23 protein-coding genes are annotated in these 23,428 nt (G+C 68.0%); 11 read left to right on the top strand and 12 right to left on the bottom strand.

Annotated elements, in window-relative coordinates:
• Positions 1 to 35: 35 nt before the first annotated feature.
• Positions 36 to 1,220 carry a YbiU family protein gene (locus ACH413_RS01505; protein ID WP_360029652.1) on the top strand — a complete coding sequence of 395 codons (1,185 nt, stop codon included), beginning with the start codon at positions 36 to 38 and terminating at the stop codon, positions 1,218 to 1,220.
• On the opposite strand, the gene ACH413_RS01510 is transcribed toward ACH413_RS01505, so the two are convergent.
• From ACH413_RS01510 to ACH413_RS01535, 6 genes are read right to left on the bottom strand one after another with little or no spacing between them, the layout of a single operon-like run.
• Positions 1,206 to 2,456 (bottom strand): HAMP domain-containing sensor histidine kinase, encoded by a 1,251-nt coding sequence (locus ACH413_RS01510; RefSeq protein WP_360029653.1) that lies wholly within the window; start codon positions 2,454 to 2,456, stop codon positions 1,206 to 1,208. The two genes, ACH413_RS01505 and ACH413_RS01510, sit on opposite strands and share 15 nt — an antisense overlap.
• Positions 2,453 to 3,145, bottom strand: a complete 693-nt coding sequence (locus ACH413_RS01515) for a response regulator transcription factor (protein ID WP_360029654.1) — start codon at positions 3,143 to 3,145, stop codon at positions 2,453 to 2,455. The genes ACH413_RS01510 and ACH413_RS01515 overlap by 4 nt, the downstream gene beginning before the upstream one ends.
• On the bottom strand, positions 3,145 to 3,639 hold the full coding sequence (locus tag ACH413_RS01520; RefSeq protein WP_360029655.1) for a hypothetical protein: 495 nt from the start codon (positions 3,637 to 3,639) through the stop codon (positions 3,145 to 3,147). Before ACH413_RS01520 ends, ACH413_RS01515 begins: the two co-directional genes overlap by 1 nt.
• Positions 3,640 to 3,651: 12 nt before the next feature.
• Positions 3,652 to 4,842 (bottom strand): ABC transporter permease, encoded by a 1,191-nt coding sequence (locus tag ACH413_RS01525; protein WP_360029656.1) that lies wholly within the window; start codon positions 4,840 to 4,842, stop codon positions 3,652 to 3,654.
• Positions 4,839 to 5,519 (bottom strand): ABC transporter ATP-binding protein, encoded by a 681-nt coding sequence (locus ACH413_RS01530; protein ID WP_360029657.1) that lies wholly within the window; start codon positions 5,517 to 5,519, stop codon positions 4,839 to 4,841. The genes ACH413_RS01525 and ACH413_RS01530 overlap by 4 nt, the downstream gene beginning before the upstream one ends.
• Positions 5,516 to 6,649, bottom strand: coding sequence for an HlyD family efflux transporter periplasmic adaptor subunit (locus ACH413_RS01535; RefSeq protein WP_360029658.1), 1,134 nt, complete (start codon positions 6,647 to 6,649; stop codon positions 5,516 to 5,518). The genes ACH413_RS01530 and ACH413_RS01535 overlap by 4 nt, the downstream gene beginning before the upstream one ends.
• A 130-nt stretch (positions 6,650 to 6,779) precedes the next feature.
• Here ACH413_RS01535 and ACH413_RS01540 point away from each other — a divergent pair, with 130 nt between their 5' ends.
• From ACH413_RS01540 to ACH413_RS01560, 5 genes are all read left to right on the top strand, one after another.
• Positions 6,780 to 7,628, top strand: coding sequence for a helix-turn-helix transcriptional regulator (locus tag ACH413_RS01540; protein ID WP_360029659.1), 849 nt, complete (start codon positions 6,780 to 6,782; stop codon positions 7,626 to 7,628).
• Positions 7,603 to 7,785, top strand: coding sequence for a DUF397 domain-containing protein (locus tag ACH413_RS01545; protein WP_360029660.1), 183 nt, complete (start codon positions 7,603 to 7,605; stop codon positions 7,783 to 7,785). Before ACH413_RS01540 ends, ACH413_RS01545 begins: the two co-directional genes overlap by 26 nt.
• A 41-nt stretch (positions 7,786 to 7,826) precedes the next feature.
• Positions 7,827 to 9,662 (top strand): VWA domain-containing protein, encoded by a 1,836-nt coding sequence (locus tag ACH413_RS01550; protein ID WP_360029661.1) that lies wholly within the window; start codon positions 7,827 to 7,829, stop codon positions 9,660 to 9,662.
• A gap of 87 nt (positions 9,663 to 9,749) precedes the next feature.
• Positions 9,750 to 11,321 (top strand): hypothetical protein, encoded by a 1,572-nt coding sequence (locus ACH413_RS01555; RefSeq protein WP_360029662.1) that lies wholly within the window; start codon positions 9,750 to 9,752, stop codon positions 11,319 to 11,321.
• A 666-nt stretch (positions 11,322 to 11,987) separates the two neighbouring features.
• Positions 11,988 to 13,607, top strand: coding sequence for a VWA domain-containing protein (locus tag ACH413_RS01560; RefSeq protein WP_360029663.1), 1,620 nt, complete (start codon positions 11,988 to 11,990; stop codon positions 13,605 to 13,607).
• On the opposite strand, the gene ACH413_RS01565 is transcribed toward ACH413_RS01560, so the two are convergent.
• The 6 genes from ACH413_RS01565 to ACH413_RS01590 are packed head-to-tail and all read right to left on the bottom strand — an operon-like array spanning position 13,600 to position 18,352.
• Positions 13,600 to 14,607: a gamma-glutamylcyclotransferase gene (locus ACH413_RS01565; RefSeq protein ID WP_360029664.1), complete on the bottom strand. Its 1,008-nt coding sequence runs from the start codon at positions 14,605 to 14,607 to the stop codon at positions 13,600 to 13,602. The genes ACH413_RS01560 and ACH413_RS01565 overlap by 8 nt on opposite strands.
• An 18-nt stretch (positions 14,608 to 14,625) precedes the next feature.
• A complete protein-coding gene (locus tag ACH413_RS01570; protein ID WP_360029665.1) occupies positions 14,626 to 16,209 on the bottom strand; it encodes a Na+/H+ antiporter in 1,584 nt (527 codons plus the stop codon).
• Positions 16,210 to 16,228: 19 nt separating this feature from the next.
• On the bottom strand, positions 16,229 to 16,537 hold the full coding sequence (trxA, locus tag ACH413_RS01575; protein WP_360029666.1) for a thioredoxin: 309 nt from the start codon (positions 16,535 to 16,537) through the stop codon (positions 16,229 to 16,231).
• Positions 16,528 to 16,908, bottom strand: a complete 381-nt coding sequence (locus ACH413_RS01580) for a MerR family transcriptional regulator (protein WP_360029667.1) — start codon at positions 16,906 to 16,908, stop codon at positions 16,528 to 16,530. Before ACH413_RS01580 ends, trxA begins: the two co-directional genes overlap by 10 nt.
• 45 nt (positions 16,909 to 16,953) lie before the next feature.
• On the bottom strand, positions 16,954 to 17,346 hold the full coding sequence (locus ACH413_RS01585) for a hypothetical protein (protein WP_360029669.1): 393 nt from the start codon (positions 17,344 to 17,346) through the stop codon (positions 16,954 to 16,956).
• Between the two features lie 7 nt (positions 17,347 to 17,353).
• The gene (locus tag ACH413_RS01590; RefSeq protein ID WP_360029671.1) at positions 17,354 to 18,352 is read right to left on the bottom strand and encodes a DUF6745 domain-containing protein; all 999 of its coding nucleotides are present in this window, start codon (positions 18,350 to 18,352) and stop codon (positions 17,354 to 17,356) included.
• A gap of 178 nt (positions 18,353 to 18,530) precedes the next feature.
• Between ACH413_RS01590 and ACH413_RS01595 the strand changes: the two genes are divergently transcribed.
• From ACH413_RS01595 to ACH413_RS01615, 5 genes are all read left to right on the top strand, one after another.
• Positions 18,531 to 19,382: an LLM class flavin-dependent oxidoreductase gene (locus ACH413_RS01595; protein WP_360029672.1), complete on the top strand. Its 852-nt coding sequence runs from the start codon at positions 18,531 to 18,533 to the stop codon at positions 19,380 to 19,382.
• Between the two features lie 12 nt (positions 19,383 to 19,394).
• Positions 19,395 to 20,666 (top strand): LLM class flavin-dependent oxidoreductase, encoded by a 1,272-nt coding sequence (locus ACH413_RS01600; protein WP_360029674.1) that lies wholly within the window; start codon positions 19,395 to 19,397, stop codon positions 20,664 to 20,666.
• Positions 20,667 to 20,877: 211 nt separating this feature from the next.
• Entirely contained in the window at positions 20,878 to 21,753 is an 876-nt protein-coding gene (locus ACH413_RS01605; protein WP_360029675.1) for an amino acid ABC transporter permease, read from the top strand.
• Entirely contained in the window at positions 21,750 to 22,472 is a 723-nt protein-coding gene (locus ACH413_RS01610; RefSeq protein WP_360029676.1) for an amino acid ABC transporter ATP-binding protein, read from the top strand. The genes ACH413_RS01605 and ACH413_RS01610 overlap by 4 nt, the downstream gene beginning before the upstream one ends.
• A 12-nt stretch (positions 22,473 to 22,484) precedes the next feature.
• Positions 22,485 to 23,417 (top strand): ABC transporter substrate-binding protein, encoded by a 933-nt coding sequence (locus ACH413_RS01615; protein ID WP_360029677.1) that lies wholly within the window; start codon positions 22,485 to 22,487, stop codon positions 23,415 to 23,417.
• The last annotated feature ends 11 nt before the right edge of the window (positions 23,418 to 23,428 follow it).

Here is a 23,428-nt window from a genome sequence, read left to right on the forward strand (position 1 = left end):
TCTAAGTTAGGAGGCCTTACTGGAAGGAGTCGAAGGTGCTGCCTAACTGGGACACCACCCCCGCTGACCTGCCGAAAGCCGTCCGGGAGGTGAAGAAGGCGATCAGGGCGAACATCGAGGCGTCCGGTCGCAGCGTCGAGGAGGTGTTCGCGGTCGTCGAGCAGCAGATCCGGCGCGAGGTCGACGACGTCAAAGCCGGGCAGGCGTGGCCGGTGATCGACTACGCCGACATCGAGGCCGGCACCGCGAGCACCGACCTCGTGAAACGCCGAGGCTGCCTGGTCGTGCGGAACCACTTCGACCGCGAGCAGGCCCTGGCCTGGGACAAGTCCATTGTGGACTACGTCGAGGGCAACGACTTCTTCGAGAACTACCGCGGCCCCGGCGACGACTTCTTCGGCAGCGTCGGCTCGAAGCCCGAGATCTACCCGATCTACTGGTCCGAAGCGCAGACCCAGGCCAGGCGGCACAAGCGCATGGCCGCGGTCCAGCAGTTCCTGAACGGCCTGTGGCACCACGAAGGCTGGTTCGACCCGGCGACCGACGTCGGCTACCCGGACCGCATCCGCCGCCGCCCACCCGGCGCGAACTCGAACGGCCTGGGCACCCACCTCGACCCCGGCACGCTCGACCTGTGGATGACACGCGAGTACCAGCAGGCGTTCCGGCACCTGTTCAACGGCACGCCCGAGCAGTACGACCCGTGGGACGCCGCCCACCGCACCACCGGCCCGCAGTACCCCGGAACGACGATGTGCTCGGTGTTCCGCACCTTCCAGGGCTGGACCGCGCTCTCGGACATGGCCCACGATCAGGGCGTCCTGCACACCGTCCCGATCCCCGGCGCCATGGCGTACCTGATGCTGCGCCCGCTGCTCGACGACGTCCCGGACGACGACATGTGCGGCGTCACGGTCAACCAGGTCTTCCCGGTCAACCCGAAGTACCACTCACTCCTGATCGAGGCCCTGAGCGGCATCCCGGACGTCCGGGCGGGCGACTCGGTCTGGTGGCACTGCGACATGATCCACAGCGTCGCGCCCGTCACCGGTCAACAGGGCTGGGGCAACGTCATGTACATCCCGGCCGCGCCCTGGTGCGCCCGCAACGAGCGCTACGCCAAGGAGATCGAGCACGCCCACGCGACGGGTTCCAGCCCGAGCGACTTCCCCGAGGAGCACTACGAACGCGCCTGGCCGAACCGCTCACGCCCCGAATAGCACCCGGAACACCGCGCCCTCGCCGGGCGCGGTGTCCAGTTCGATCCGCCACCCGTGCGCCGCGACCAGCGCCGCCACGATCGAGAGTCCCAGACCGCTTCCGCCGGGCCCACGCGCCGAATCCGCGCGATAGAAGCGTTCGAACACCCGCGAAGCCTGCTCAAGAGTCATCCCAGGCCCGTGATCAGCCACTTCGATCGCCTCGGCGGTCAGCCGGACCTCGATCGGCGACCCCGCCGGCGTGTGGATCAGCGCGTTGTCGAGCAGGTTCGTCAGCACCTGCCGCACCCGCGCCTCGTCGGCCTCCACGAGCACCGGCCCCGCGGACAGCACCAACGAGACGGACCGGTCCGCGTCCCGCATCCGTGCCTCGACCACGGCATCGCTCACGGGTACCACCAGGTCCACAGTGGACAACGTCAGCGGCTGCTCCGAGTCGAGCCGCGCCAGCTGCAGCAGGTCCTCGACCAGCAACCCCATCCGCTCGGCCTGGTCCTCGATCCGCTTCAACACCTCGGCGGCGTCCGAAGCCGCACCCTGCCGGTAAAGCTCGGCATATCCCCGAATCGACGTCAACGGCGTCCGCAACTCGTGCGACGCGTCCGCGACGAACTGCCGCATCCGGTTCTCCGAGCTCACCCGCATCGCGAACGCCTGCTCGATCTGCCCCAGCATCGTGTTCAGCGCGGAAGCCAGCCGCCCGACCTCCGAACCGGGCTGCTGCACCGGAACCCGCCGCGACAGATCACCGGCCGCGATCTCCCCGGCGACCTGCTCGACCTCCTCCAACGCCCGTGTCGAAGCCCTGACCAGCGCATACCCGGCCATCCCGACGAGGATCAACGCCCCGAGGCTGATCAGCAGGAACGCGAGCCGCAGATCGTCGACCGCCCGATCCACCTCCGACTGGTCGGTCACCACGACCAGTTCGGCACCGTCGAGCTGCCGCATCACCAGCCGGTGCGAGCCGACCGTGACGTGCTCGCCCGGCGTCAACGTCCCGTACGCCGGCAACCCTTCGAAGGTCGTCCCGGACAGCACCCCGTCCGCGTCGCGCAGGATCATGTTGTCGCGCATCGGGAACGGCCGCGGCGCCGACGCGACCCGGTCCAGCCGCGCGTCGAGCTGGCCGAGCAGATAGCGCTCCATCACCTGCGACCCGATCAGCCACGTGCCGAACAGGCCCGCGGCCACCAGGGCGACGAGCACGACCACCAGCCGCACGCGCAACGTCATCTGCGGATCATGTACCCCAGGCCGCGAACCGTGTGGATCAGCCGGGGCTCGGCGGCGTCCACCTTGCGCCGCAGGTACGAGATGTACGACTCGACCACGCCGATGTCGCCGTCGAAGTCGTGCGACCACACCTGGTCCAGGATCTGCGCCTTCGACAACACCCGCCCGCTGTTGCGCATCAGGTAGTGCAGCAGCCGGAACTCGGTCGGCGACAGCTCCACGACCCGCGAACCACGCCGCACGACATGGCTCTCCACGTCCAGCGACAGATCACCGCAGATCAGCTGCTCGCTCTCCACGCCGGGCCGGGTGCGGCGCAGCACGGCCGTCACCCGCGCGATGACCTCCTCCAGACTGAACGGCTTGGTGATGTACCCGTCACCGCCGATCGTCAGCCCGGTGATGCGGTCGTCCGTGCTGTCCCGCGCCGTCAGGTACAGCACCGGCACCCGCACCCCGCTGGAACGCAGTCGCCGCACCACCTCGAAGCCGTCCCGGTCGGGCAGCATCACGTCGAGCAACACCAGATCTGGCGCGTCGGAATGAGCCGCCGTCAACGCCTCGGAGCCGGTCGCCGCGCTGGACACGGTGAACCCGGCGAACCGCAGGCTGGCGCACAGCAGTTCGCGGATGCTGGGTTCGTCCTCGACGACGAGCAACCGGCCCCGTTCCACGCGTGAATCCTGCATCACCCGGTGGTCGGCCGCTGGGTGATGGTCTGCCCGGTCACGGTGCCGTCCGAACCCGCCTGACCCTGCACGACGACCTGCTGACCGGCCTTCAGGTCGGCGAGCTTGCCCTCCGACGTGACCTCGACCTTCGTGGCGTCCGAAGTGGACACCTTCACGATCTGGCCGTTCTGCGTCTTCACGTAGACGGTCGTGCCTTCGACGTGGTCGATCGTGCCGACAGTGCCTCGCCCGAACTGGCCGCCGCCCTGCCGGTTGGTGCCGGACGGGGGAGTACCACCGTTGCCGCCGGGGAACTGCCGCCCGGCCGCGTTCGTCCGGGCCGGCGTCTCGCTTGCACCGAAGGACTTCTGCACGAACACCCCGCCGACGAACGCCACGATGGCGAGCACCGCGACCCCGAGGATCACCGTCGTCTTGCCGAAGCCGGTCTTGCGTTCCTTCAGCTCGGCCGAGATGTCGTTCTCGAGCGGCTGATCGAGTGGGTTGGTCACGTCGAAAACTCCTTATTCATGCCTGAGGGCTTCGATGGGGCGGAGCTTCGCCGCGCGGGAAGCCGGGTAGCTGCCGAAGAAGAGGCCGATCAACGCCGACACCGCGAACGCGAGCAGCACCGATGACGGCACGAGCACGGGCTTGATGCCCGCGATGGTGAACTGGCTGCCGATCATCCCGGCCGCCACGCCCAGCGCCCCGCCGAACAGGCTCAGCAGCGTCGCCTCGATCAGGAACTGTCCGAGGATCGAGGACCGAGGCGCCCCCACGGCTTTGCGGATGCCGATCTCGCGGATCCGCTCGGTGACGGTGACCAGCATGATGTTCGTGATGCCGATCCCGCCCACCAGCAACGAGATCGCGGCCACCGATGCCAGCAGCACGGTGAACGTCTCCGTCGTCGCGGTCCGCGCGGTCAGCAGCTGGTCCTGGCTCAGGATCCGGTAGTCGGCGGTCTGGGTGATCTTGTGCCGGCCGTTGAGAATCGTCGTCACCTGGGCCTGCGCGTTCGGCAACGCGTCGGCAGACTGCGCCTGCACCACGATCTGGGTGAGACTGCCGTAGCCGGTCAACGCGTTCTGCGTCGTCGACAACGGCGCCACGGCCATGTCGTCGGCGTCCTGCAACCCGCTGGAACCCTTGGCCGCCAGCACCCCCACGACGGTGAACGGGATGTTGTTGACCAGCATGGACTTCCCGACCGGATCGGTGCCGGGGAACAGCTCAGTGGCCACCGTCGCGCCGATCACGACGACCTTGCGCGCCTGCTGAACGTCGTTGTCGGAGAACAGGTTCCCCTGCGCGATCGAACTGTTCGTGGTGTCGAAGTAGTGCGGGTCGGAGCCGATGAACTGCCCGATGTCGTGCGTCGTGTCCCCGTAACCGGCGGTCGCCTGCGCACTCACCACCGGCGACGCGTACTTGACGTCGGGGGAGTCCTGACCCACCAGCGCCGCCGCGTCCGCCGTGGTCAGCGGCTTGGCCGTGCTGCCGGGCTGGGCGCGCTGCGGGCTGATCGTCAGGATGTTCGTGCCGAGCCCGGCGATGCTCTGCTGCACCGCGCTCGACGCGCCGTTGCCGACCGCGATCAGCAGGATCACCGACGCGACACCGATCAGGATGCCGAGCGTCGTGAGCCCGGATCTCATCTTGTTCGCGGTCAGGCCTCTCACCGCGAACGCGGCGATCTCGAAGATCCTCACACCAGCACCCCCGCGACCTTCCCGTCGACCACGCGGACGGTGCGCATGGCGTGCGACGCGACCTCGTCCTCGTGCGTGATCAGCACGACGGTGCGTCCGCTCGCGTTGAGCCGGTCGAGGATGCCGAGCACCTCCCGGCTCGACTCGGTGTCGAGGTTGCCGGTCGGCTCGTCGGCCAGCACGATCGCGGGCGACGTCACCAACGCCCGCGCGATCGCGACACGTTGTTGCTGGCCACCGGAAAGCTCGTTCGGCCGGTGGTGCGTGCGGTCCTTCAGGCCAACGAGATCGAGCGCGGCCAGCGCCCGTTCCCGACGTTGGGCACGCCGAACTCCCGCGTACACCAGCGGGAGCTCGACGTTCGCGAGTGCCGTGGTCCGCGGCACCAAGTTGAACGACTGGAAGACGAACCCGATCTTCCTGTTGCGCAGCAACGAGAGCTGCTCCTCGTCGAACTCGCCCGTGTCGATCCCGTCCAGCAGGTACTTGCCGGACGTCGCGATGTCGAGGCAGCCGAGGATGTTGAGCAGCGTCGACTTGCCGGAGCCCGACGCACCCATGATCGCGATGTACTCGCCCTTCTGGACGGTGAGGTCGAGTCCCCGCAACGCATGCACGGCCGTGTCACCGCTGCCGTACGTCTTGCGGAGATCACGGACCTCGATGACCGGGCTCATCGACCGGTCCCGGTGAACCCGCCGCCGTTGCGCTGACCGGTGCCCGTGCCCGGGAACTGCCCGGTGCCCGGCTGCTGCTGGCGGTTGGTGCTGTTGGACGTGCTCACCTGCGGCAGTACGACCTCCTCGCCGGCGGTAAGCCCGGACTTGATCTCCACGTACTGATCGCCGCGCACCCCGACCTCGACGGTCTTGCGCGTCTCGGCGCCGTTCTCCACTACCTGCACCGAACTCGTGCCGCTCACGGTCTGCACGGCCGCCGCGGGCACCGCGAGAACACCCTGCGCGGACGCGACGGTGATCTCGACGCTCGCCGACTGACCCGGCTTGAGCTCGGCGGGCGGCTGCGTCAACGCGAGGCTCACGCCGTACTGCACAACGTTGTTCGCGGTCGTGGGCGTGAGGTCGACTGTGGTGACCTTGGCCTGCACCGGGGTTCCTGCCATCGCGTTGACCGTCACGGTCGCCGCCTGGTCGGCCTTGAGCTTGCTGACGTCGGACTCGGAGACGTTCGCCTTCACCACGAGGTTCTTCAGGTCGGTGACGACCACGAACCCGGACGCCGTCGTGGTGGTCGTCGTGCTGGAGGTGGAACCCGTGCTGCTGGAAGTGCTGCCACTGCCGACCTTCTGCCCGATCGCACCCGTGACCGACGTGATCGTGCCGTCGCCAGGAGCCGTCAGCACGGTGGCGGCGAGGTTGTCCTTGGCCTGCTGGAGCGCGAGCTGCGTCTGCCGGTACGCCGTCAGCAGCGCGTTCGTGCCCGTGCCCTTCTCCAGTGCCGCGTTCAGGTTGCCCTGCGCGATGTCCACCTGCAGCTGCGCCTGCGTGGGATCGAGCTTCGCGAGCTGCTGCCCCTTCGTCACCGCGTCGCCGACCTTGACGTTGATCTCGGTGACCGTGCCGCTCGCCCCGAACGACGCGGCGGCGCTGAACGAGCTCTGCACCGTCCCGGAAGCCGTCACCACCTCGCTGACGTCCCGGTTCGCGGCGGCGGCCGTGCGAGCGGTGGTGGTGGACTGGGCATTGCCGGAGGAACCGAAGAACACCAGGTAGCCGGCCACACCGGCACCGAGGAGCACCACCACCAGCAGTCCGTTGATCAACAAGGATCTGCGACGTCGAGTCATGGCTCGGGATCGTCGTCCGGCAAGCTGTGTCAGGGCTGCGAGTTTCCTGGCAACGAGCTGAAGATCAGTTCGACCGTTTTCACCCGAATGAGCACCTTGTTGCTTTGAGAGCAAGCCCTACGGTCGAACCATGGCCACCAGCACATCATCTACCGCGTACAGCCGGGATCTCGGCGAAGAACTCCGCAAAGTGCGCGAATCCTCCACCAACTTCACCGGTGCCGCGTTCGCCCTGCGGTTGGGCTGGGACCCGAGCAAGGTCTCGACTCTGGAACGCGGTAAGTACAGCCCGAGTGAGATCGACCTCGTGCAGTACTTGTCCATGTGTGGCAAGGACATCGACTTCTTCGAGGACTTCAAGCGCCGGTTCAAGAACGCGTTCGAGGAGTACATCGTCCTGGTGCCGGACAACCTCCGCACGCTCGCGATGGCGGAGGCGACCGCGACGAAGATCATGCGCTACGACTCGCAGACGATCACCGGCCTCGTGCAGACGCCGGAGTACGCGGACGGCGTGTACCGGGTGGCCGGACTGGTCACCGAGGACCGGATCCCCACACTCGTCCAGTGGCGGATGGAGCGTCAGGCGATCCTGCGACGGCACGATCGGCCCGCCTGCCTGTTCTACATCCATGAGAACGCGCTGCGGACGCATATCGGCGACGACCGAATCATGGAGGACCAGTACGCACGGCTGCTGTTCAGCGCACACCTGATCCGGATCATCCCCGCAGACACCCCGGTGATCGCGTCCAGTTGCGCGTTGTGGGAGTACGAGAAAGCCATGTCGGTGGCGTTCCTCGAGACCGATCTTGCGAACGTGTTCGTACAGGACCCCGGCGCCATCGTGCGCACTCGACTGCTGTTCGACCGTTTGGCTGAGGTCGCCTTGGATGAGGAACAATCGCGGAGCAAGCTGGCGGAATACGTCGGCGGACCGCGAGAGGACCTCTATGACGCAGGAACGCGTTTGGCGTAAGAGCAGCTACAGCGGCGGAGCTGAGGACGGCGACTGCGTTGAGGTGTCGCTGTCCTTCGACGCGCTCGTCCGTGACTCGAAGAATCCGGCCGGGGGAGTTCTGACGTTCGGCTCCGCCGCCTGGGCGAACTTCGTCCAGAGGTTGCCAGTTAGTTGACAGCGGCTCCGTCCGGCAGCACTGCCTGCTAGGACGATCACATGAACCTCTGGTGGGCCCTAGCTGTCGCCGTGCTGGTGTTGCTCGCCGTGGCGGCTGGGTTCTTCATGCGGTGGCGGTGCTCCGCGAGTTCTCGAGGACGCCGGATCGGAGGTGTTGGCGGCGGATCTGATCCCGGACCTCGTTTCCGCCGGCGTCGGGTTCTCAACAACGACGACACGGACTACCTCGACGACACGGACTACGACGACGTCGAGTCGGCCGCCTCGAGGTTCGACTTCACGATCGCCGGCGAGGTCGGGCGCTGGCTCTCGGAGGACGTCCCGCTCGGCGGCAGGAAGTCTTCACTGCCTCGGGACGGCCTGTTCGTGCGCCGCAACAACGCGTTCGGCACCAGGGCGGTGCTCGGCATCAAGGACCTGATCGACGAGGGGGTCCTGATCGACCAGGCGCAGATCAGGTTCGACGACTTCATCGCGTCGGACCCGTCCGGCATCCCGTTGCCGCCGCCCGGCCACGCGCTCGCGGTGAGCAGCGGCTCCTGTCCCGCCCGGACAGGTCTGCGCGCCAACGAGAACACCACCCACTTCGTCGAGATCGCGTTGCGGGCCGGGGAAGCGGGCAGGTCCGCCGCGCAGTCCGTGCCGGTGAACTTCGTGTTCGTCGTGGACACCAGCGGTTCCATGGCCGGCGGGAAGATCGAGACGGTCAGGACGGCGATCCGCGAGCTCTACGCCCAACTGCGCGACACGGACGTCCTCGGCGTCGTCGCGTTCGACACCACGGCCAGGACGTTGCTCAAGGCCACGCCGAAAGCGTCGCTCAAGAAGGAGAGGCTGGACGCCATCGTCGCGGCACTGCGCGCGGACGGCGGCACCGACATCAACCTGGGCGTCCTCTACGGCATCGACGAGCTCTCCCGGCACGCCCAGCCGAATGTCGTGAACTGCGTCTACCTGTTCTCGGACGGGGAGCCGAACTCGGGTGAACGCGACTGGATCGCCATCCGGCGCAACATCGCCGCCAAAGCGCGGGGCGAACTGACGCTGTCGTGCTTCGGGTTCGGCCGTGACGCCCGTATGCGGGAGTTGGAGGCACTGGCGGGCACGACCGGTGGGTTCTGCACGTTCGTCACCGATCCCGAGGACGTGCGGGTCACCCTCGCCGAGGACCTCGCGCGGCGCGAACACCTCGCCGCGCTGAACATCCAGCTCCAGATCAGCCTCGACTCGACCGTCACCGCCTGGCACCTGTACGGCCACGACCTCATCACCGACGCCCCGACGCGTGCCCGTGTGGAGCGAGACGTCGCCGCGGCTCGCGAGCGCGCACGGGACGAGTTCGGCGTCGAGTCGCTGCCGGATCTCGTCACCCAGGACGAGGGCATCCGGATCTTCGCCCCGGACCTCGCCCACGGCGAGACCTACTGGGTGGTCCTGGAGGTGCAGGCCCCGGCCGACGCGGGCTTCGGCACCGCCACCGTGCAGTACGTGGACGTGGTCGCCGGTGAGAACCGCCGGCAGGAGCTACAACTCGGCGCCGACGGCACGATCGCCCCGGAAACCGTCTTCGCGCACGCCGTGGGCCTGTGGACGAGCGAGATCACCTTCTACGCGCTCGACGACCTCTACCAGAACGACCGGGAGACGGCGAACTCCCGGCTCTCCGAGCACGTCGAGACGTTGCGCCAGGCCCACGCGCACACCCCGGCACCGCAGTTCCGCGACGACCAGGTGACATTTCGCAAGCTGATGAGCCTGACGGCGAACCTGGGCACGGTCCGGGCGTTCTCCGACAGCGGTGACGCCGTCGCCGTGCACGCGCTGAACGCGTTCGGTCAGAGCAGGTCGGGCTTCGCGCGCAACCGGTTCGGCTAGCCGGGAAAAATTTCCTCGAAACTCGTTGAACCGCCTCCCGTCTCGCTACGTGTTCCCGCCGTACAACGGGAACGAGGGGGATGGGCCATGGCTGACGAGAAGACGGTGTTGATCGGCCGCTGCGGCCCGACGGTGATGCTGCCCAAGCAGGGCAGCAAGATCGTTCCGCTGCGCAGGTCCACCCCGCTGCGGGTGGACGTGGCGGGTGGCGGCCCTGTCGGTCTCGCCTTCGCGTGCACCGTCAAGTCGTTGCTGGGCGACCAGGTCTCGGTCCGCGTCCACGACCGCCGCTGGATGCGCCAGGGCAATCGCGTCGTGTGGAAGGGTGCGTCCGAGGGCAACAACCGGCGCGAGCAGGTCGTGACGCTGCAGAGCAATGTCTGGGCCGCCCTGCCGTCCGCCGTGCAGCAGCGCCTCTTCACGCCGGGCAAGTTCTCGGAGATGTGGCCGCTCGGCCCGGACTCGCCGGCGTCCAAGGGCCGTCCGCGCAACATCAAGATCCGCTGGATCGAGGACTGCCTGCTGGACATGGCGCAGGACGTCTACGGCATCGAGGTCGTCCCCGCCGCCTACACCGCGCCCACCAAGTTCGACGGCCTGCACGTCCTGGCCATCGCGGACGGCGCCCGTTCCGCGACCCGCGACGCGTTCTCGGCGCAGTTCGGCACCCCGAGCCGCGAACTGTTCTCTGTGGACGGTTCGCCGCTCGACGAGCGCGTCCTGGGCATCCGCGTCACCGCGAAGTCGCCCGACGAGCACACCGTCCCGCTCACCGTGGCGCAGAACAGGTTCCTCTTCAACTCGCTCGGCGGCGGCTTCATCAACATGCGCCTGACCGCCGAGGAGGCCTCCGAGATCGTCGCTTTGGGGGAGAGCGGCCCGGTCTCGTGCATCGGCAAGTTCGGCTGCACCATGCGCCCTTCCGCGAACGGCCGCTTCGTCTGCGACCGCCACCGCGCCGTGTTCAAGCCGTCCGTCGACAAGCTTTCCTACCTGTGGCCCCGAATCCTCGACGGCCTGCGCTTCTTCGGAGTCGGCGTCGCGGACGTCGTCGGCATCAACTCGTTCACGCTCGGCATGCAGCAGATGTCGAAGTTCACCGCCCAACTGGCACCCGACACGTTCGGCTTCCTGCTCGGCGACGCCGCGAACTCCCTGCACTTCTGGCCGGGCCGAGGCCTCAACACGGGCCTGAAGAGCGCGCTGTCGTTGGCCGTGAACCTCCAGAAGCGCTGGCGCGGCAAGGCTTTCCGCGCCGCCGACTTCGCCCAGCACGAGGGCATCATGCAGCAGCTCCAGTACCGCGAGAAGTCCCGCGCCTGGACCACCATGCTCATGCCGGACTCCGAAGGCACCCCGCGCGGCATCGAAGACCGAATCCGCGAGGGCCTCCAGGGCCCCTACGACCGCGCCGCCCTGGTGAAGACGCTGTTCGAGCGCGTCCTCGACATCAAGAAGCGCATGGGCGACCGCATGGGCCCGCTCGCCACCGACGAGTGGTACTACGGCCGCGTCAACGCCCTCGACACCCGGACGTTGAAGGTCATGGTGGAGTCGGGCGCGTGGATCACCCGCGAGATCGGCGGCGAGGAGGTCGAGATCCCGTCGGCCGAGGTCAAGGCTCCCGAACCGGCCAGGCGCCTTTCTCTCGTTTCATAGAGGGTGTTCGATGCCATTTAGTGGACAATTCCTGGTCGATTAGAATTGGTGTGCCCGGCGCAAAATTTCCCGCTACCGCCAGACGGACGAGCCTGATACTTTGTCACCTCCTCGTGATCGTGTGCAGGGGACAATCTCATGAATCTCGTCTGGCTTTTGATTCTGGTCGTGGCGGTAATTCTGGTTGTGGGAGGTGTGGGAATCCGGCGTGCGCGCTGGCGCAAGTTGAGGCGCGCGGAGGCGCCGCCGACGCCGGAGGTTCTTGAGGACACCCGTTGCGCAGAGCGTCAGGCCAAGCCCGCGAGGGATCCTGATCCGGAACCCGAGCCGGAGAGGCCGTCGCTGGAGCGAGGGTCATTGGATCGGCCCGACCCGGACTCGCCGCCGGCCGACCCGCTCTGGAAGGAGCGGCGGTCCGCAGAGCGACCGGCGCTGAACCGCCGCTATGAAATGGAGAAGGCCAGGCGACTGCACAGGACGGACGCGCCCACGACCGCCTTTTCTCCTCAGACCGAGGCACAGGCCCCGGCCAGCGCACACCGTGAGGCACGTGAGGCGATCCCTCACAGAGACCGGTCCGAGTTGCACCTGCCGCTGTCCAACAGGCTGCGAGCGGAGCCGCTCGCTTCCGACGCGACGCCGGTCAGTGCCAGACCAGGGAGCCGCGTGTCCGGGGTCGTCGGCAAGATCGGCAACTGGCCCTCGGCAGACCTCCCGCTCGCCGACCGGCAGCACCCGCTTCCCCGCAGCGGCCTGTTCGTGCGCCGCAACAACGCCTTCGGCACCAAGGCGACACTGGGCATCAAGGACCTGATCGAGCAGGGCGTCCTGATCGACCAGACCCAGATCAGGTTCGACGACTTCGTCACCTCGAACTCCTCCGGCATTCCCACGCCCTCCGCCGGTAACGCCATCGCGGTGAGCTACGGCGCATGTCCCGCAGAGGCGAACTTGCGCGCCAACGAAAACACGACGCACTTCGTGGAAGTCGCACTGCGATCCGCGAAAACCGCCGATGAATCGTCGTCGAGGCAGGCGATGCCGGTGAACTTCGTGTTCGTGGTCGACACGAGTTCGTCGATGAAGGGCGCCAAGCTCAACACGGTGAAGACGGCGATTCGCGAGCTCTACGCGCAACTTCGGGATACGGACATCTTGGGCATCGTGTCGTTCGACACGAACGTCAGAACGCTGCTCAAGGCCACGCCGAAGAAGGACCTCTCGGAGACGCAACTCGCTGCCGTCGTGGCGGAACTCTGGGCGCACGGCGCCACCGACATCAACATGGGCGTGCAGTACGGCATCGACGAGATCGCCAGGTACGCGCACGTCCAGACGGACATCGTCAACTGCCTCTACCTGTTCTCCGACGGCGATCCGACGTCGGGTGTGCGCGACTGGATCACCATTCGCCGCAACATCGCCGAGAAGACGCGCGGCGAGCTGACGTTGTCGTGCTTCGGGTTCGGCGCCGACGCGCGCATGCGTGAGCTCGAAGCGCTGGCGGGCATCACCGGCGGGTCCTGCGCCCTGGTCACCGATTCGGAGGACCTCCGGCTCAACCTCGCGGAGGACCTGGCGAGGCGCGAGCACCTGGCCGCGATCAACATCCAGCTGCAGATCAAGCTCGACGCCACCGTGACCGCCTGGCACCTCTACGGCCACGACCTGATCACCGACGCGCCGACGCGGGCCCGTGTCGAGCGGGACGTCGCCGTCGCCAAGCACCGGGCGCGCGAGGAGTACGGCGTCGAGTCGTTGCCCGACCTGGTCACCGATGAGGACGGCATCCGCATCTTCGCCCCGGACCTGGCCTACGACGAGACGTACTGGGTCGTCCTGGAGGTGCAGGCGCCCGCGAACTGGACGGGTTTCGGCACGGCGACCGTCCAGTACGTCGACGCGCTGGCAAGGGACAACCGCCGGCACGTCCTGGAACTGGGCGCGGACACGTCGATCGCCCCCGAGACCGTGTTCGCGCACGCGGTCGGGCTGTGGACGAGCGAGATCACCTTCTACGCGCTCGACGACCTCTACCAGAACGACCGGGAGACGGCGAGCAGCCGGCTGGAGGGGCACGTGAACACGTTGCTGCACGCCCACTCCCGGGCACCGTCCGCGCAGTTCAGCGACGACCGGGTCACGTTCCTGAAGCTGATCAGCCTCACCAAGAACCTCGGCCTGTTCCAGGCGTGGAGCGACAGCGGGAACCAGGCGTTCACCGAGTACGCGCTGAACAAGTTCGGCCAGACCAGGTCGGGTTTCGCGCGCAACAGGTTCAGCTAGCCAGGTACACCCAGGCGTCCGCGCCCGATCCGAGCCGCACGAGCGCTCGCCGGTAGTCGTCGACCTCGTAGATGTCGGCCGCCGCGAGCTCCGCGGTCGTCACCTCGAGCATCGTTCCGGCGGTCACGTCCGCCGGCGAGCCGGTGTAGGAGACGATCGGGTGCCGATCGCTCCCGCTCGTCTCGATCACGGCCGGATCGGTGATCGTCACCCAGTCCTGCCGATAACCGGGCAGCACGTCCTCCTTGCCGGCCAGCGTCCGCCCGAAGTGCTCGATCTGCACCGGCGGCGTCTGCAACGTCCCGTACGAGAACAGGTTCACCACGGCGTCGGCCGGACCACCGATCCGCTGCAGCACGGGGTTCGCGACGTCGGAGTTCCCCACCACGACGGAAGCCCGCCCAGCCGGCCCGACCTCGTCCAGATACCGGCGGCTGGCAGCGTGATATCGCTGGTCAAAGGCACGTTCGGCGTGCTCCAGCCCACCCAGCAACTCGGTGTCCCGGCGAGTCCCGCGTTCCCGCGCGACGGCGAACGGAGTGTCGACGAAGACCACCTCGTCCCACTCCAGTTCCCGCTGCAGGAAGCTCCCGTCCACCACGAGCACCAGGTCCTCAGGCGCGGTCACCGGTGGCTCGTCCAGAGGAGTGTCCGAGCGCAGGTCGATGATCCGCGAGCGATACCGCCGATCCCCGCCGGGCCCGAGCGGCTCCAGCACCAGCCGGGAAAAGCTCCCGAAGTCGTACGCGTCCAGGTAGTACCCGTCAGCCGAGTCCCGCCCCAGCCGATGCCTCACCGCACGCGGGTTGTGGAACCCGTCCATCGACAGGTGCGCCGCCGAACGCCCGCGAGCCGCAACAGCAGCCGTCAGCTCACGGGCGAGAGTCGTCTTGCCGGACGCCGTGATCCCGTCCACCGCCACCCGCAACGGATGCCCCGGAAGCCGGCCGCACAGGTGATCGGCGATCCGGCCCAGCACGCGCTCCCGCAGAGTGATCATGCGCTCAACCCTACAAAATCAGTCCTCGTCGACCTCGCGCCGAGACAACCGCACTTCCTCCACGTCGAGCTTCCGCTGGATCGTGCGCAACACGATGTCGTCGATCGCGGCCTCGTCGCGCAACCGCACCACGGTCGCCCGCTTGTGCGCGATCAGCTCCAGCCGCAGCGCCGCGTACTCGACCTCGGACTGCGCCACCTCCTCGTCACCGGCCTCCTTCGCCCGCACGACCTCCAAGTGGTGCTCGTACTCGGCCAGCACCCGCTTGTAGACGACGTCGGAGACGCCCACCTCGTCGGCCAGCCGCGGCAGCGCCTCGTAGGCCTCCTCGGACGCCGTCGACTGGGCGAGCCGCAGCTCCTCGTCCAGCGCCGTGTCCTCGGGCAGCTGCGAGAACCGGATGATCGAGGGCAACATCACCGCCTGCACGATCAGGGTCAGCACGACGACGCCGGACGTGATGAGGATGATCTCGTCCCGGAACGGGAACGGCCCGCCACCCACCACCGTCTCGGGCACGGCCAGGGCGGCGGCCAGCGACACCGCGCCGCGGAACCCCGCGGCCGACGACACCAGCCTTTGCCGGGCTCCCACGCGCCGCAACCGTTGCTGGGGCCGGCGATCCAAAGCGCGAATCACGTACGGAGTCGTGTAGCTCCACAACAGGCGCGTCCCGGCCACGGTCAGCGAGACCAGCCCGATGGCGCCGAACGTCGCGAGGGTCTCCGAACCGTCCAGCGAGCGGATGGCGCTGTGCGCCTGGAGTCCGATCAGGACGAACAGGGCACCGTTCAGCAAGAACGTCGCGATGCCCCAGAACGCGTAGCTCACCTGGCGGGTGTCGGCACGCACGATCCGTGGACCGACCCGCGCCAACGTCAGGCCGCACGTCACCACGGCGATGACACCGGAGCCGTGTACGGTCTCGGCGGCCAGGAACGCCGCGAACGGCGTCAGGATGCTGACCACGCTCTCGTGCAACGGACTGTCGAGCCGCTTGCGCACCTGCACCGCCAGCCACGCCACCAGCAACCCGGCCGCCGCACCGCCCGCGTACGACAGCACCAGCTGAAGCCCGACCATCCCGGTGCTGAACTGCTGCTCGCCGGTCGTGATGGCGACCGCGATCGCGTAGATCACGAGGGCGGTGCCGTCGTTGATCAACGACTCCGCGCGCAGGACCGTCGTGGTGCGGCGGGGCATTCCCCGCGCGATGGCCGAGACGGCGGTCGCGTCGGTGGGGGCCAGGGCGGCGCCGAGCACCCACGCGGGACCCCAGTCGAGGCCGAGCGCGTGGGCGACGGCGGCCACCGCGGCGGCGGTGGCGAGAACGAGCAGCGTGCTGAGCAGCACGACCACGCGCAGGTTGTTGCGGATCTCCCGCAACGACGTGTTGAGGCTCTCCCAGTACAGCAACGCCGGCAGGAAGATCAGCAGCATCGCCTCGGGCGGCAGGCTGACCTTCTCCAGCGCGGGCACGAAGCCGAGCACGGCACCGCAGACGACCAGTAGAACGGGGGCGGCGACGCGCAACCGTCCCGACACGACACTGCTCGCCAGGATGCACACGCCCAGCACCACTACGAGTTCGAGACCGAGCATGCGCTAAAAGATAGGCGGCTCAGGCGCTGAGCGCGTCATCCAATTCGGCCAGCAGACGGCCCTTGGGGCGCGCTCCCACGATCTGGCGGATCGGCACGCCGTCGCGGAACAGCAGCATCGTCGGCAGCGACATGACCTGGTAGTCGCGGGCGGTGGCGGTGTTCTCGTCGGCGTTGATCTTGAGCACGGTCAGGTCGTCGCGCTCGCGGTCGATCTCGTCCAGCACGGGGGAGAGCATGTGGCACGGTCCGCACCACTGCGCCCAGAACTCCACGAGAACGGTGCCGGTCCGGGTCTTCTCCTCGAACGTGGCGTCGGTCAGCTGCACTGGATCTCCTCGGGTACGAGACACGGGTCCTGGAAGGCGAGTCTGGCCAGCAGGAACTCCCGGACGGTGTTGAGTCGGTCCAGGCAGGCGTCCACCTCGGCGAGCTTGCGCCGGTAGACCTCCCGCGAGTCCGGGCACGAGTCACCCGACTCGTGCCCCGCGCGCAGGCAGGCGACGAACGGCCGGGTGTCCTCCAGGGACAGTCCGACCGCCTGCAGCGACTGGATCTCGCGAACCAGCCGCAGGTCGTGCTCGCCGTACTCGCGGTAGCCGTTGGGCGTGCGCTGCGCTTCGAGGAGCCCCTCGGACTCGTAGAAGCGCAGCGCACGGGTGGTGGTGCCGGCTCGCTTGGCCAGTTCGCCGATCCTCATGAACGGAACGCTAAACCTTGACGCGCACGTCAAGGCAACCCTTTCTCAGTCGGCGACCAGACCGGCGGCCGTCCACTGCCGGCGGATCAGCCACCGGCCCGCGGCGATGCCGGTTCCGCCGTGTTCGGGGTGCAGGAGGTAGACGGGAGCGGTGTTCTCGACGACGGCCAGGTCCCGGCCGGTGGACCAGCGGCAGGTGCCGGGATCCGCGACCAGGACGTGCGGGTTGGCGCCGTGGAAGCCGGCGATGAGGTGGACGCCCTCCGGGGGCACGTCGCGGTCGGCGACGTCGTCCGGCAGCGCGTCGAGCATCGAGAACGGGATGACGATCAGGTCGCCCTGGGCCTGCAGGCCGTCGACGACGGGGATGGTGGACTGTCGCTCGAGGTGGTCGAGCGCGTCGACGCTGGTGCGGTCGACGAGTTCTGCGAGATTCATGTGTGTTTTAGGTGCGTCGTAGGAGTTGGGCGTACTGGTCGGCCCGCAACCCGTAGGTCGTGGCCGCGGCGTCGAGCGGGTCGCGCTGCCAGCGGTGCGTCCGCAGGCCGTAACGGCGCCGGGTGCCGTCGCGCTCGACCGAGCCGTTGACGACGAGCAGCAGGTTGACCTGGCCCCACAGGTCGTAGAGGCGCAGGTCGTGGCCGGGGTTGCCGGGGTCGGGCGCGGTGGCGATCAACGGCGGCGTGGCCTGGTCGACGTAGGTCTCCCAGCCGAGGCGTTCGGCGGCGGCGAAACGCAGCTCCAGGCGGCGTTCGGTCATGATCCGGACGACGTCCGGCTCCTCGATCACCCACCTCGGCACGGTCGTGCCGTGCCACGCGTAGGCGTGCGTACCGTCGGCGAACGCGATGGCAGGGCCCTTTTCGTTGTGCAGCAACGAGTTCGCGTCCACGTGCACCGCCGTCGGGCGATCGGACATCACGCAGACTTCCTCGCGCGGCCACCACCACCCGGTCGACCGGGTGAGGGTCACCCACTCGCCGAGCAGTGCCCGGTCACGCGGGCGGAGGTCCGCCAGCCAGTCGGCTTCGTGCTGACCGGCCCAGCCGATGCCGAGCGAGCCCGGCATCGTGGAGTTGACCGCCGGGATGAGGCTGTCGCGGACGATTCGGCGCAGCTCTCCGCCCCGGCGGCTCGGGGCGCCCTGCCAGTCGCCGCGGTGCCGCAGGTCCGAGACCAGCGCGGCGATCTGCGCCTCGACGGTCTGCCAGTCGTCGCGATAGCGGAAGATGTCCTTGGCGGGCAACACAGTCGCCGCTTCGGTGGGGGAACGCACCCAGACGAACTCCGGTGGTGGCCTGCCGGTGGCCGCGTAGAGCAGGCCCACGGCCTCTTCGGCCGCCGGACGATCAGCGGGTGCGGTGCTCAGCGCGTGGGCGAGCCAGTCTTCGCGGAGCGGGGAACGATCGGGGGAGCGGGTCTCAAGCCCGCTCGGTGCGCTCACAGCGCGAGGGCGCGCACGCCCTTTCGAGTCGTCATGCGGAAGATCGTGACACCAACTCCTCGCAATCCGCAAGCCCGAAAAATATTCCCCCGGCGGCCGAGATTCCCACCCAGTGGCCGCCCCGGCACGAGCCCCTTCCGCGCGCACAGAATGCGAGTAAACGATGAGAGGGGGACCGGTGGGCACACGACTGCACCTGGCCGCCGCGCTCCACGCGACCGGCGAAGAGGCTTTCACCGCAAGGCATTGGGCCGAGCTCGTGCGCGAGGCCGAGCACGGCACGCTCGACTTCGTGACGTTCGGCGACTCGCTCGGCGGGCAGCCGGGGCTGGACGCGGTGCTCACCGCCGCGCGCATCGCGCCGCTGACCACGCACGTCGGCCTGGTGCCGACGGCGGTGGTGACGCACACCGAACCGTTCCACCTGTCGAAGGCGATCGCGACGCTCGACTACGTGAGCGGGGGACGGGCGGGCGTTCAGCTGGCCGTGGCGCCCGATCCCGCCGACGCCGGGCACTTCGGGCGTCGTTCGGTCGGCGCCGAGCCCGAGTTGTGGGAGGAGGCGGCGGACTACGCGGAGGTCCTGCGCCGGCTGTGGGACAGCTGGGAGGACGACGCGGAGATCCGCGACGAGGCCACCGGGCGGTTCATCGACCGCGAGAAGCTGCACTACATCGACTTCGAGGGCCGGTGGTTCAAGGTGCGCGGGCCGTCGATCACGCCGCGCCCGCCACAGGGCCATCCCCTGATCGCGGCCTCGCACCCGTTGGGGGACATCGTGTTCGCCGACGAAGTCTCGGCCACCGACAGGCTCGTGTTCCGAGATGTCGACGTGTCCACCCCGCTGGAGCAGCTGGTCGCCTGGCACTCCGAGGGGTTCGCGGGTTTCCGCCTGCACGGCGATCTCCGGCAGATCACCCGCGAGCTCGTGCCGGAACTGCGCCGGAGCGGGCTGTTCCGCACCGAGTACGAGCACAGGACGTTGCGCGGCCACCTCGGCCTCGCCCGGCCCGCCAACCAGTTCGCCTAGAGGGAGCGCGAGATGACCAAGCAGATCCACCTCGCCGCGCACTTCCCCGGCGTGAACAACACGACCGTGTGGAGCGATCCGCAGGCGGGCAGTCACATCGAGTTCGAGTCGTTCGTCCACTTGGCACAGACGGCCGAACGGGCGAAGTTCGACTTCTTCTTCCTCGCGGAGGGATTGCGGCTGCGCGAGCAGGGCGGCGAGATCTACGACCTGGACGTCGTCGGCCGGCCGGACACGTTCACCGTGCTCGCCGCGCTGGCCGCCGTCACCTCGCGCCTCGGCCTCGCGGGCACGATCAACTCGACCTTCAACGAACCCTACGAGGTGGCCCGGCAGTTCGCGTCTTTGGACCACCTGTCGGACGGCCGTGCCGCCTGGAACGTCGTGACCTCGTGGGACGCGTTCACCGGCGAGAACTTCCGGCGCGGTGGTTTCCTCAAGCAGGAGGACCGGTACACCCGCGCGGAGTCGTTCCTGCGCACGGCGTGGAAGCTGTTCGACACCGGCGTGGGCGCCTTCGAGCACAAGGACGAGCACTTCGACATCAGCGGCACGTTCGGTGTTCCCCGTTCGCCGCAGGGACGTCCGGTGATCCTTCAGGCAGGCGATTCCGAGGAGGGGCGCGAGTTCGCCGCCGCCACCGCCGACGCGATCTTCTCGCGGCACGGCACGCTGGAGGCGGGTCAGAAGTTCTACGGCGACGTGAAGGGCAGGCTGGCCAAGTACGGTCGCACGCACGACCAGCTCGTGGTGTTGCCCGCAGCCACGTTCATCCTCGGCGACACGGACGCGGACGCGCAGGAGAAGGCCGCGGTCGTGCGACGCCAGCAGGTCAGCGGGGCGACCGCGATCCGGTTCCTGGAGCAGGTGTGGAACCGGGACCTCAGCGGCTACGACCCGGACGGCCCGCTGCCCGACGTGGAGCCGTTGATCGGCGAGAACACGATCGCGAAGGGCCGGGCGAGCGTGCGGATGTTCAAGGACCCGGCCACCACGGTGCGGGAGTGGCGTGACAAGGCCGCTGCCAAGAACCTGTCCATCCGCGACCTCGTGATCGACGTGAGCGCCCGGCAGACGTTCATCGGCTCGGCGGACAGCGTCGCCACGCAGATCAACGACCTGGTGCAGCAGGACGCGGCCGACGGGTTCATCCTCGTGCCGCACGTGACGCCGGGCGGGCTCGACGAGTTCGCGGACACCGTCGTGCCGCTGCTGCAGGAGCGCGGCGTTTTCCGGTCCGAGTACTCAGGTCCGACGCTGAGGGATCATCTCGGTATCCGATAGTTGTTCAGCACGTGGACGTCCTTGCCGGAGTGGTTCATCGGTACTTAACGTGAGCGTCGTTGAGTGAGTGCTCTCCTCAAGAGCGCAGGGAAGGGAGGACAGGATGAACGGCGCCGCCGCGTTGATCCTGTCCTCCCGCTGTCGCATCGACTGTTGTACGAGCTGACTCTTCTCGCTCGTCTCACGTTCCCCGCCGCAGCAAGGACTCGCCATGACCTCTTCCGGCACGCTGACGCTTGTGTCCACAAAGGACGATGATCTCTCCTCGTTACCCGTCGTGCCGGCCCGCCACCCGTGGCGCTGGGTCGGAGTCGCGTTCGTGCTGGTGCTCGCCGCGCAGTTCGTGCACGGCCTGGTCACGAACCCCGCCTGGGACTGGCCGACGTTCGCGCGGTACTTCACCGCCCAGTCGATCCTGACCGCCGTCGGCACCACCATCGTGCTGACCGTGCTCGGCACCGTGCTGGGCTTCGCGCTCGGCATCGTGGTCGCGGTGCTGCGCCTGTCGAAGAGCCCGTTCCTCTCGGCGGTCGGCTGGACCTACATCTGGGCGTTCCGCTCGATCCCGTTGATCGTGCAGCTGCTGTTCTGGTTCAACATCTCTTATCTGTACCAACGGCTTTCGCTCGGAATTCCGTTCGGGCCGGAGTTCGTCAGCTTCGAGACGATCGCGCTGATCAGCCCGATGGGCGCCGCCGTGCTCGGCCTCGCGTTGCACCAGGCCGCCTACGCGGCGGAGATCGTCCGGTCCGGCGTGATCTCCGTCGACCGCGGGCAGCTGGAAGCAGCAGCCGCTTTGGGTATCCCGAGGTTCCGCCAGTTCCGCAGAATCGTTCTGCCTCAGGCGATGCGATCGATCCTGCCCAACGCCGCCAACGAGGTGATCAGCCTGTTCAAGGGCACCTCGGTCGTCTCGGTGATGGCGATCGGCGAGCTCTTCTACCAGGTGCAGGTCATCTACGGCCGCAACGCACGGGTCGTGGCGCTGCTGATGGTCGCGACCGTCTGGTACATCATCCTGACCACCCTGCTCTCGATCGGCCAGCACTACGTCGAGCGCTACTTCGCGCGAGGAGACCGCCGGTGATCGAGGTTTTGGGCGTGCACAAGAGCTTCGGCTCACTTGAGGTGCTGCGCGGGGTGTCGTTGAACGTCGCGGCCGGTGAGGTCGTGGTGGTGCTCGGGCCGTCCGGCTCCGGCAAGTCGACGCTGCTGCGCACGATCAACCACCTGGAGAAGGTCGACCGCGGGTTCATCACCATCGACGGCGCGCTGATCGGCTACCAGCGGCGCGGCGGGAAGCTGCACGAGCTCAAGGAACGCGAGATCCTCAAGCAGCGCAAGGACATCGGGTTCGTCTTCCAGAACTTCAACCTGTTCCCGCACCTCACCGCGTTGGAGAACATCGCGGAGGTCGCCGATCCGGTGCAGGCCCGGCACTTCCTCGAACGGGTCGGGCTGGTGGACAAGGCGGACGCGTATCCCCGGCAGCTCTCCGGCGGTCAGCAGCAACGCGTCGCGATCGCACGAGCCCTGGCCACGCGACCGAAGGTCGTGCTGTTCGACGAACCGACCTCGGCGCTGGACCCGGAACTGGTCGGCGAGGTGCTCGACGTGCTGCGGGACCTCGCCCGTTCCGGCACCACGATGGTCGTGGTCACGCACGAGATCGGCTTCGCCCGCGAGGTGGCCGACCGGATCGTGTTCATGGACGACGGCGTGATCGTCGAAGAGGGAACACCGGAGCAGGTGCTCGATCACCCGGTCCACGAGCGCACCCGCGCTTTCCTGTCCAAGGTTCTGTAGAAGGAGTTCGTTGTGCGCAAAGTACTTCTCGCCGCGTTGGTGTTCGGTCTGGCGGCGTGTGGCACCGCCGGTGGCGAAGAGCCCGTCGAGGTCGCGGGCCTGAGCGTGAACCTCGGTCCCGACCAGAAGAGGGTCACCGCCACCAAGGACGACAAGATCGCGTCGAAGGTGCCGGAGAAGTTCAGAACCAAGGGGGAGCTGACGATCGGCGGATCCGCCGGCACAGCACCACCTCTGCGGTTCTACGCCACCGACGACAAGACCGTGATCGGCGTCGAGACCGACATCGCGTCGCTGGTCGCCGACGTGCTGGGCCTCAAGCCCAAGCTGGAGGTCTCGTCCTGGGAGAACCTGTTCGTCGGCCTGGACAGCGGCGCCTACGACCTCGGCCTGTCGAACATCACCGTGACCGAGGCGCGCAAGGAGAAGTACGACTTCGCCACCTACCGGCTCGACACGCTGGCGTTCGAGGCGAAGAAGGGCGGCACCTGGAAGGTGAAGGAGCCCAAGGACGTGGCGGGCAAGGTGATCGCCGTGACGTCGGGCACCAACCAGGAGAAGATCCTGGTCGACTGGAGCACCCAGAACGTGGCGGCGGGACTGAAGGCCACGGACATCAAGTACTTCCAGAACTCGTCGGACTACTACCTCGCGCTGCAGTCCGGCCGCATCGACGCCTACCTCGGCCCGAACCCGACCTCCGCGTACCACGCGGCGACGTCCGGGCAGACCGAGGTGATCGGCAACTTCTCCGGCGGCGCCAGCGTCCAGGGCAAGATCGCCGTGACCACGAAGAAGGACAGCGGGCTGGTGGGCCCGGTCCAGGAGGCGCTGAACCAGTTGATCGCCAACGGCAAGTACGCCGAGGTGCTCCAGCGCTGGGGCCTGTCCGACGAGGCCGTGCCGACGTCCGAGATCAACCCGCAGGGTCTGCCGAAGAGCTGAGCAGGGAGGTG

It is taken from the genome of Lentzea sp. NPDC020367, from assembly GCF_044387305.1.
In the GTDB taxonomy this organism is placed as follows: Bacteria; Actinomycetota; Actinomycetes; order Mycobacteriales; family Pseudonocardiaceae; genus Lentzea.

Bases quoted from the DNA above. Each gene is read 5' to 3' on its own strand.
- ACH413_RS01540 (WP_360029659.1), top strand. From the start codon at position 6,780: ATGGCCACCAGCACATCATCTACCGCGTACAGCCGGGATCTCGGCGAA.
- ACH413_RS01600 (WP_360029674.1), top strand. From the start codon at position 19,395: ATGACCAAGCAGATCCACCTCGCCGCGCACTTCCCCGGCGTGAACAAC.
- ACH413_RS01555 (WP_360029662.1), top strand. From the start codon at position 9,750: ATGGCTGACGAGAAGACGGTGTTGATCGGCCGCTGCGGCCCGACGGTG.
- ACH413_RS01550 (WP_360029661.1), top strand. From the start codon at position 7,827: ATGAACCTCTGGTGGGCCCTAGCTGTCGCCGTGCTGGTGTTGCTCGCC.
- ACH413_RS01585 (WP_360029669.1), bottom strand. From the start codon at position 17,346: ATGAATCTCGCAGAACTCGTCGACCGCACCAGCGTCGACGCGCTCGAC.
- ACH413_RS01605 (WP_360029675.1), top strand. From the start codon at position 20,878: ATGACCTCTTCCGGCACGCTGACGCTTGTGTCCACAAAGGACGATGAT.
- ACH413_RS01510 (WP_360029653.1), bottom strand. From the start codon at position 2,456: ATGACGTTGCGCGTGCGGCTGGTGGTCGTGCTCGTCGCCCTGGTGGCC.
- ACH413_RS01545 (WP_360029660.1), top strand. From the start codon at position 7,603: ATGACGCAGGAACGCGTTTGGCGTAAGAGCAGCTACAGCGGCGGAGCT.
- ACH413_RS01530 (WP_360029657.1), bottom strand. From the start codon at position 5,519: ATGAGCCCGGTCATCGAGGTCCGTGATCTCCGCAAGACGTACGGCAGC.
- ACH413_RS01515 (WP_360029654.1), bottom strand. From the start codon at position 3,145: ATGCAGGATTCACGCGTGGAACGGGGCCGGTTGCTCGTCGTCGAGGAC.
- ACH413_RS01535 (WP_360029658.1), bottom strand. From the start codon at position 6,649: ATGACTCGACGTCGCAGATCCTTGTTGATCAACGGACTGCTGGTGGTG.
- ACH413_RS01570 (WP_360029665.1), bottom strand. From the start codon at position 16,209: ATGCTCGGTCTCGAACTCGTAGTGGTGCTGGGCGTGTGCATCCTGGCG.
- ACH413_RS01580 (WP_360029667.1), bottom strand. From the start codon at position 16,908: ATGAGGATCGGCGAACTGGCCAAGCGAGCCGGCACCACCACCCGTGCG.
- ACH413_RS01565 (WP_360029664.1), bottom strand. From the start codon at position 14,607: ATGATCACTCTGCGGGAGCGCGTGCTGGGCCGGATCGCCGATCACCTG.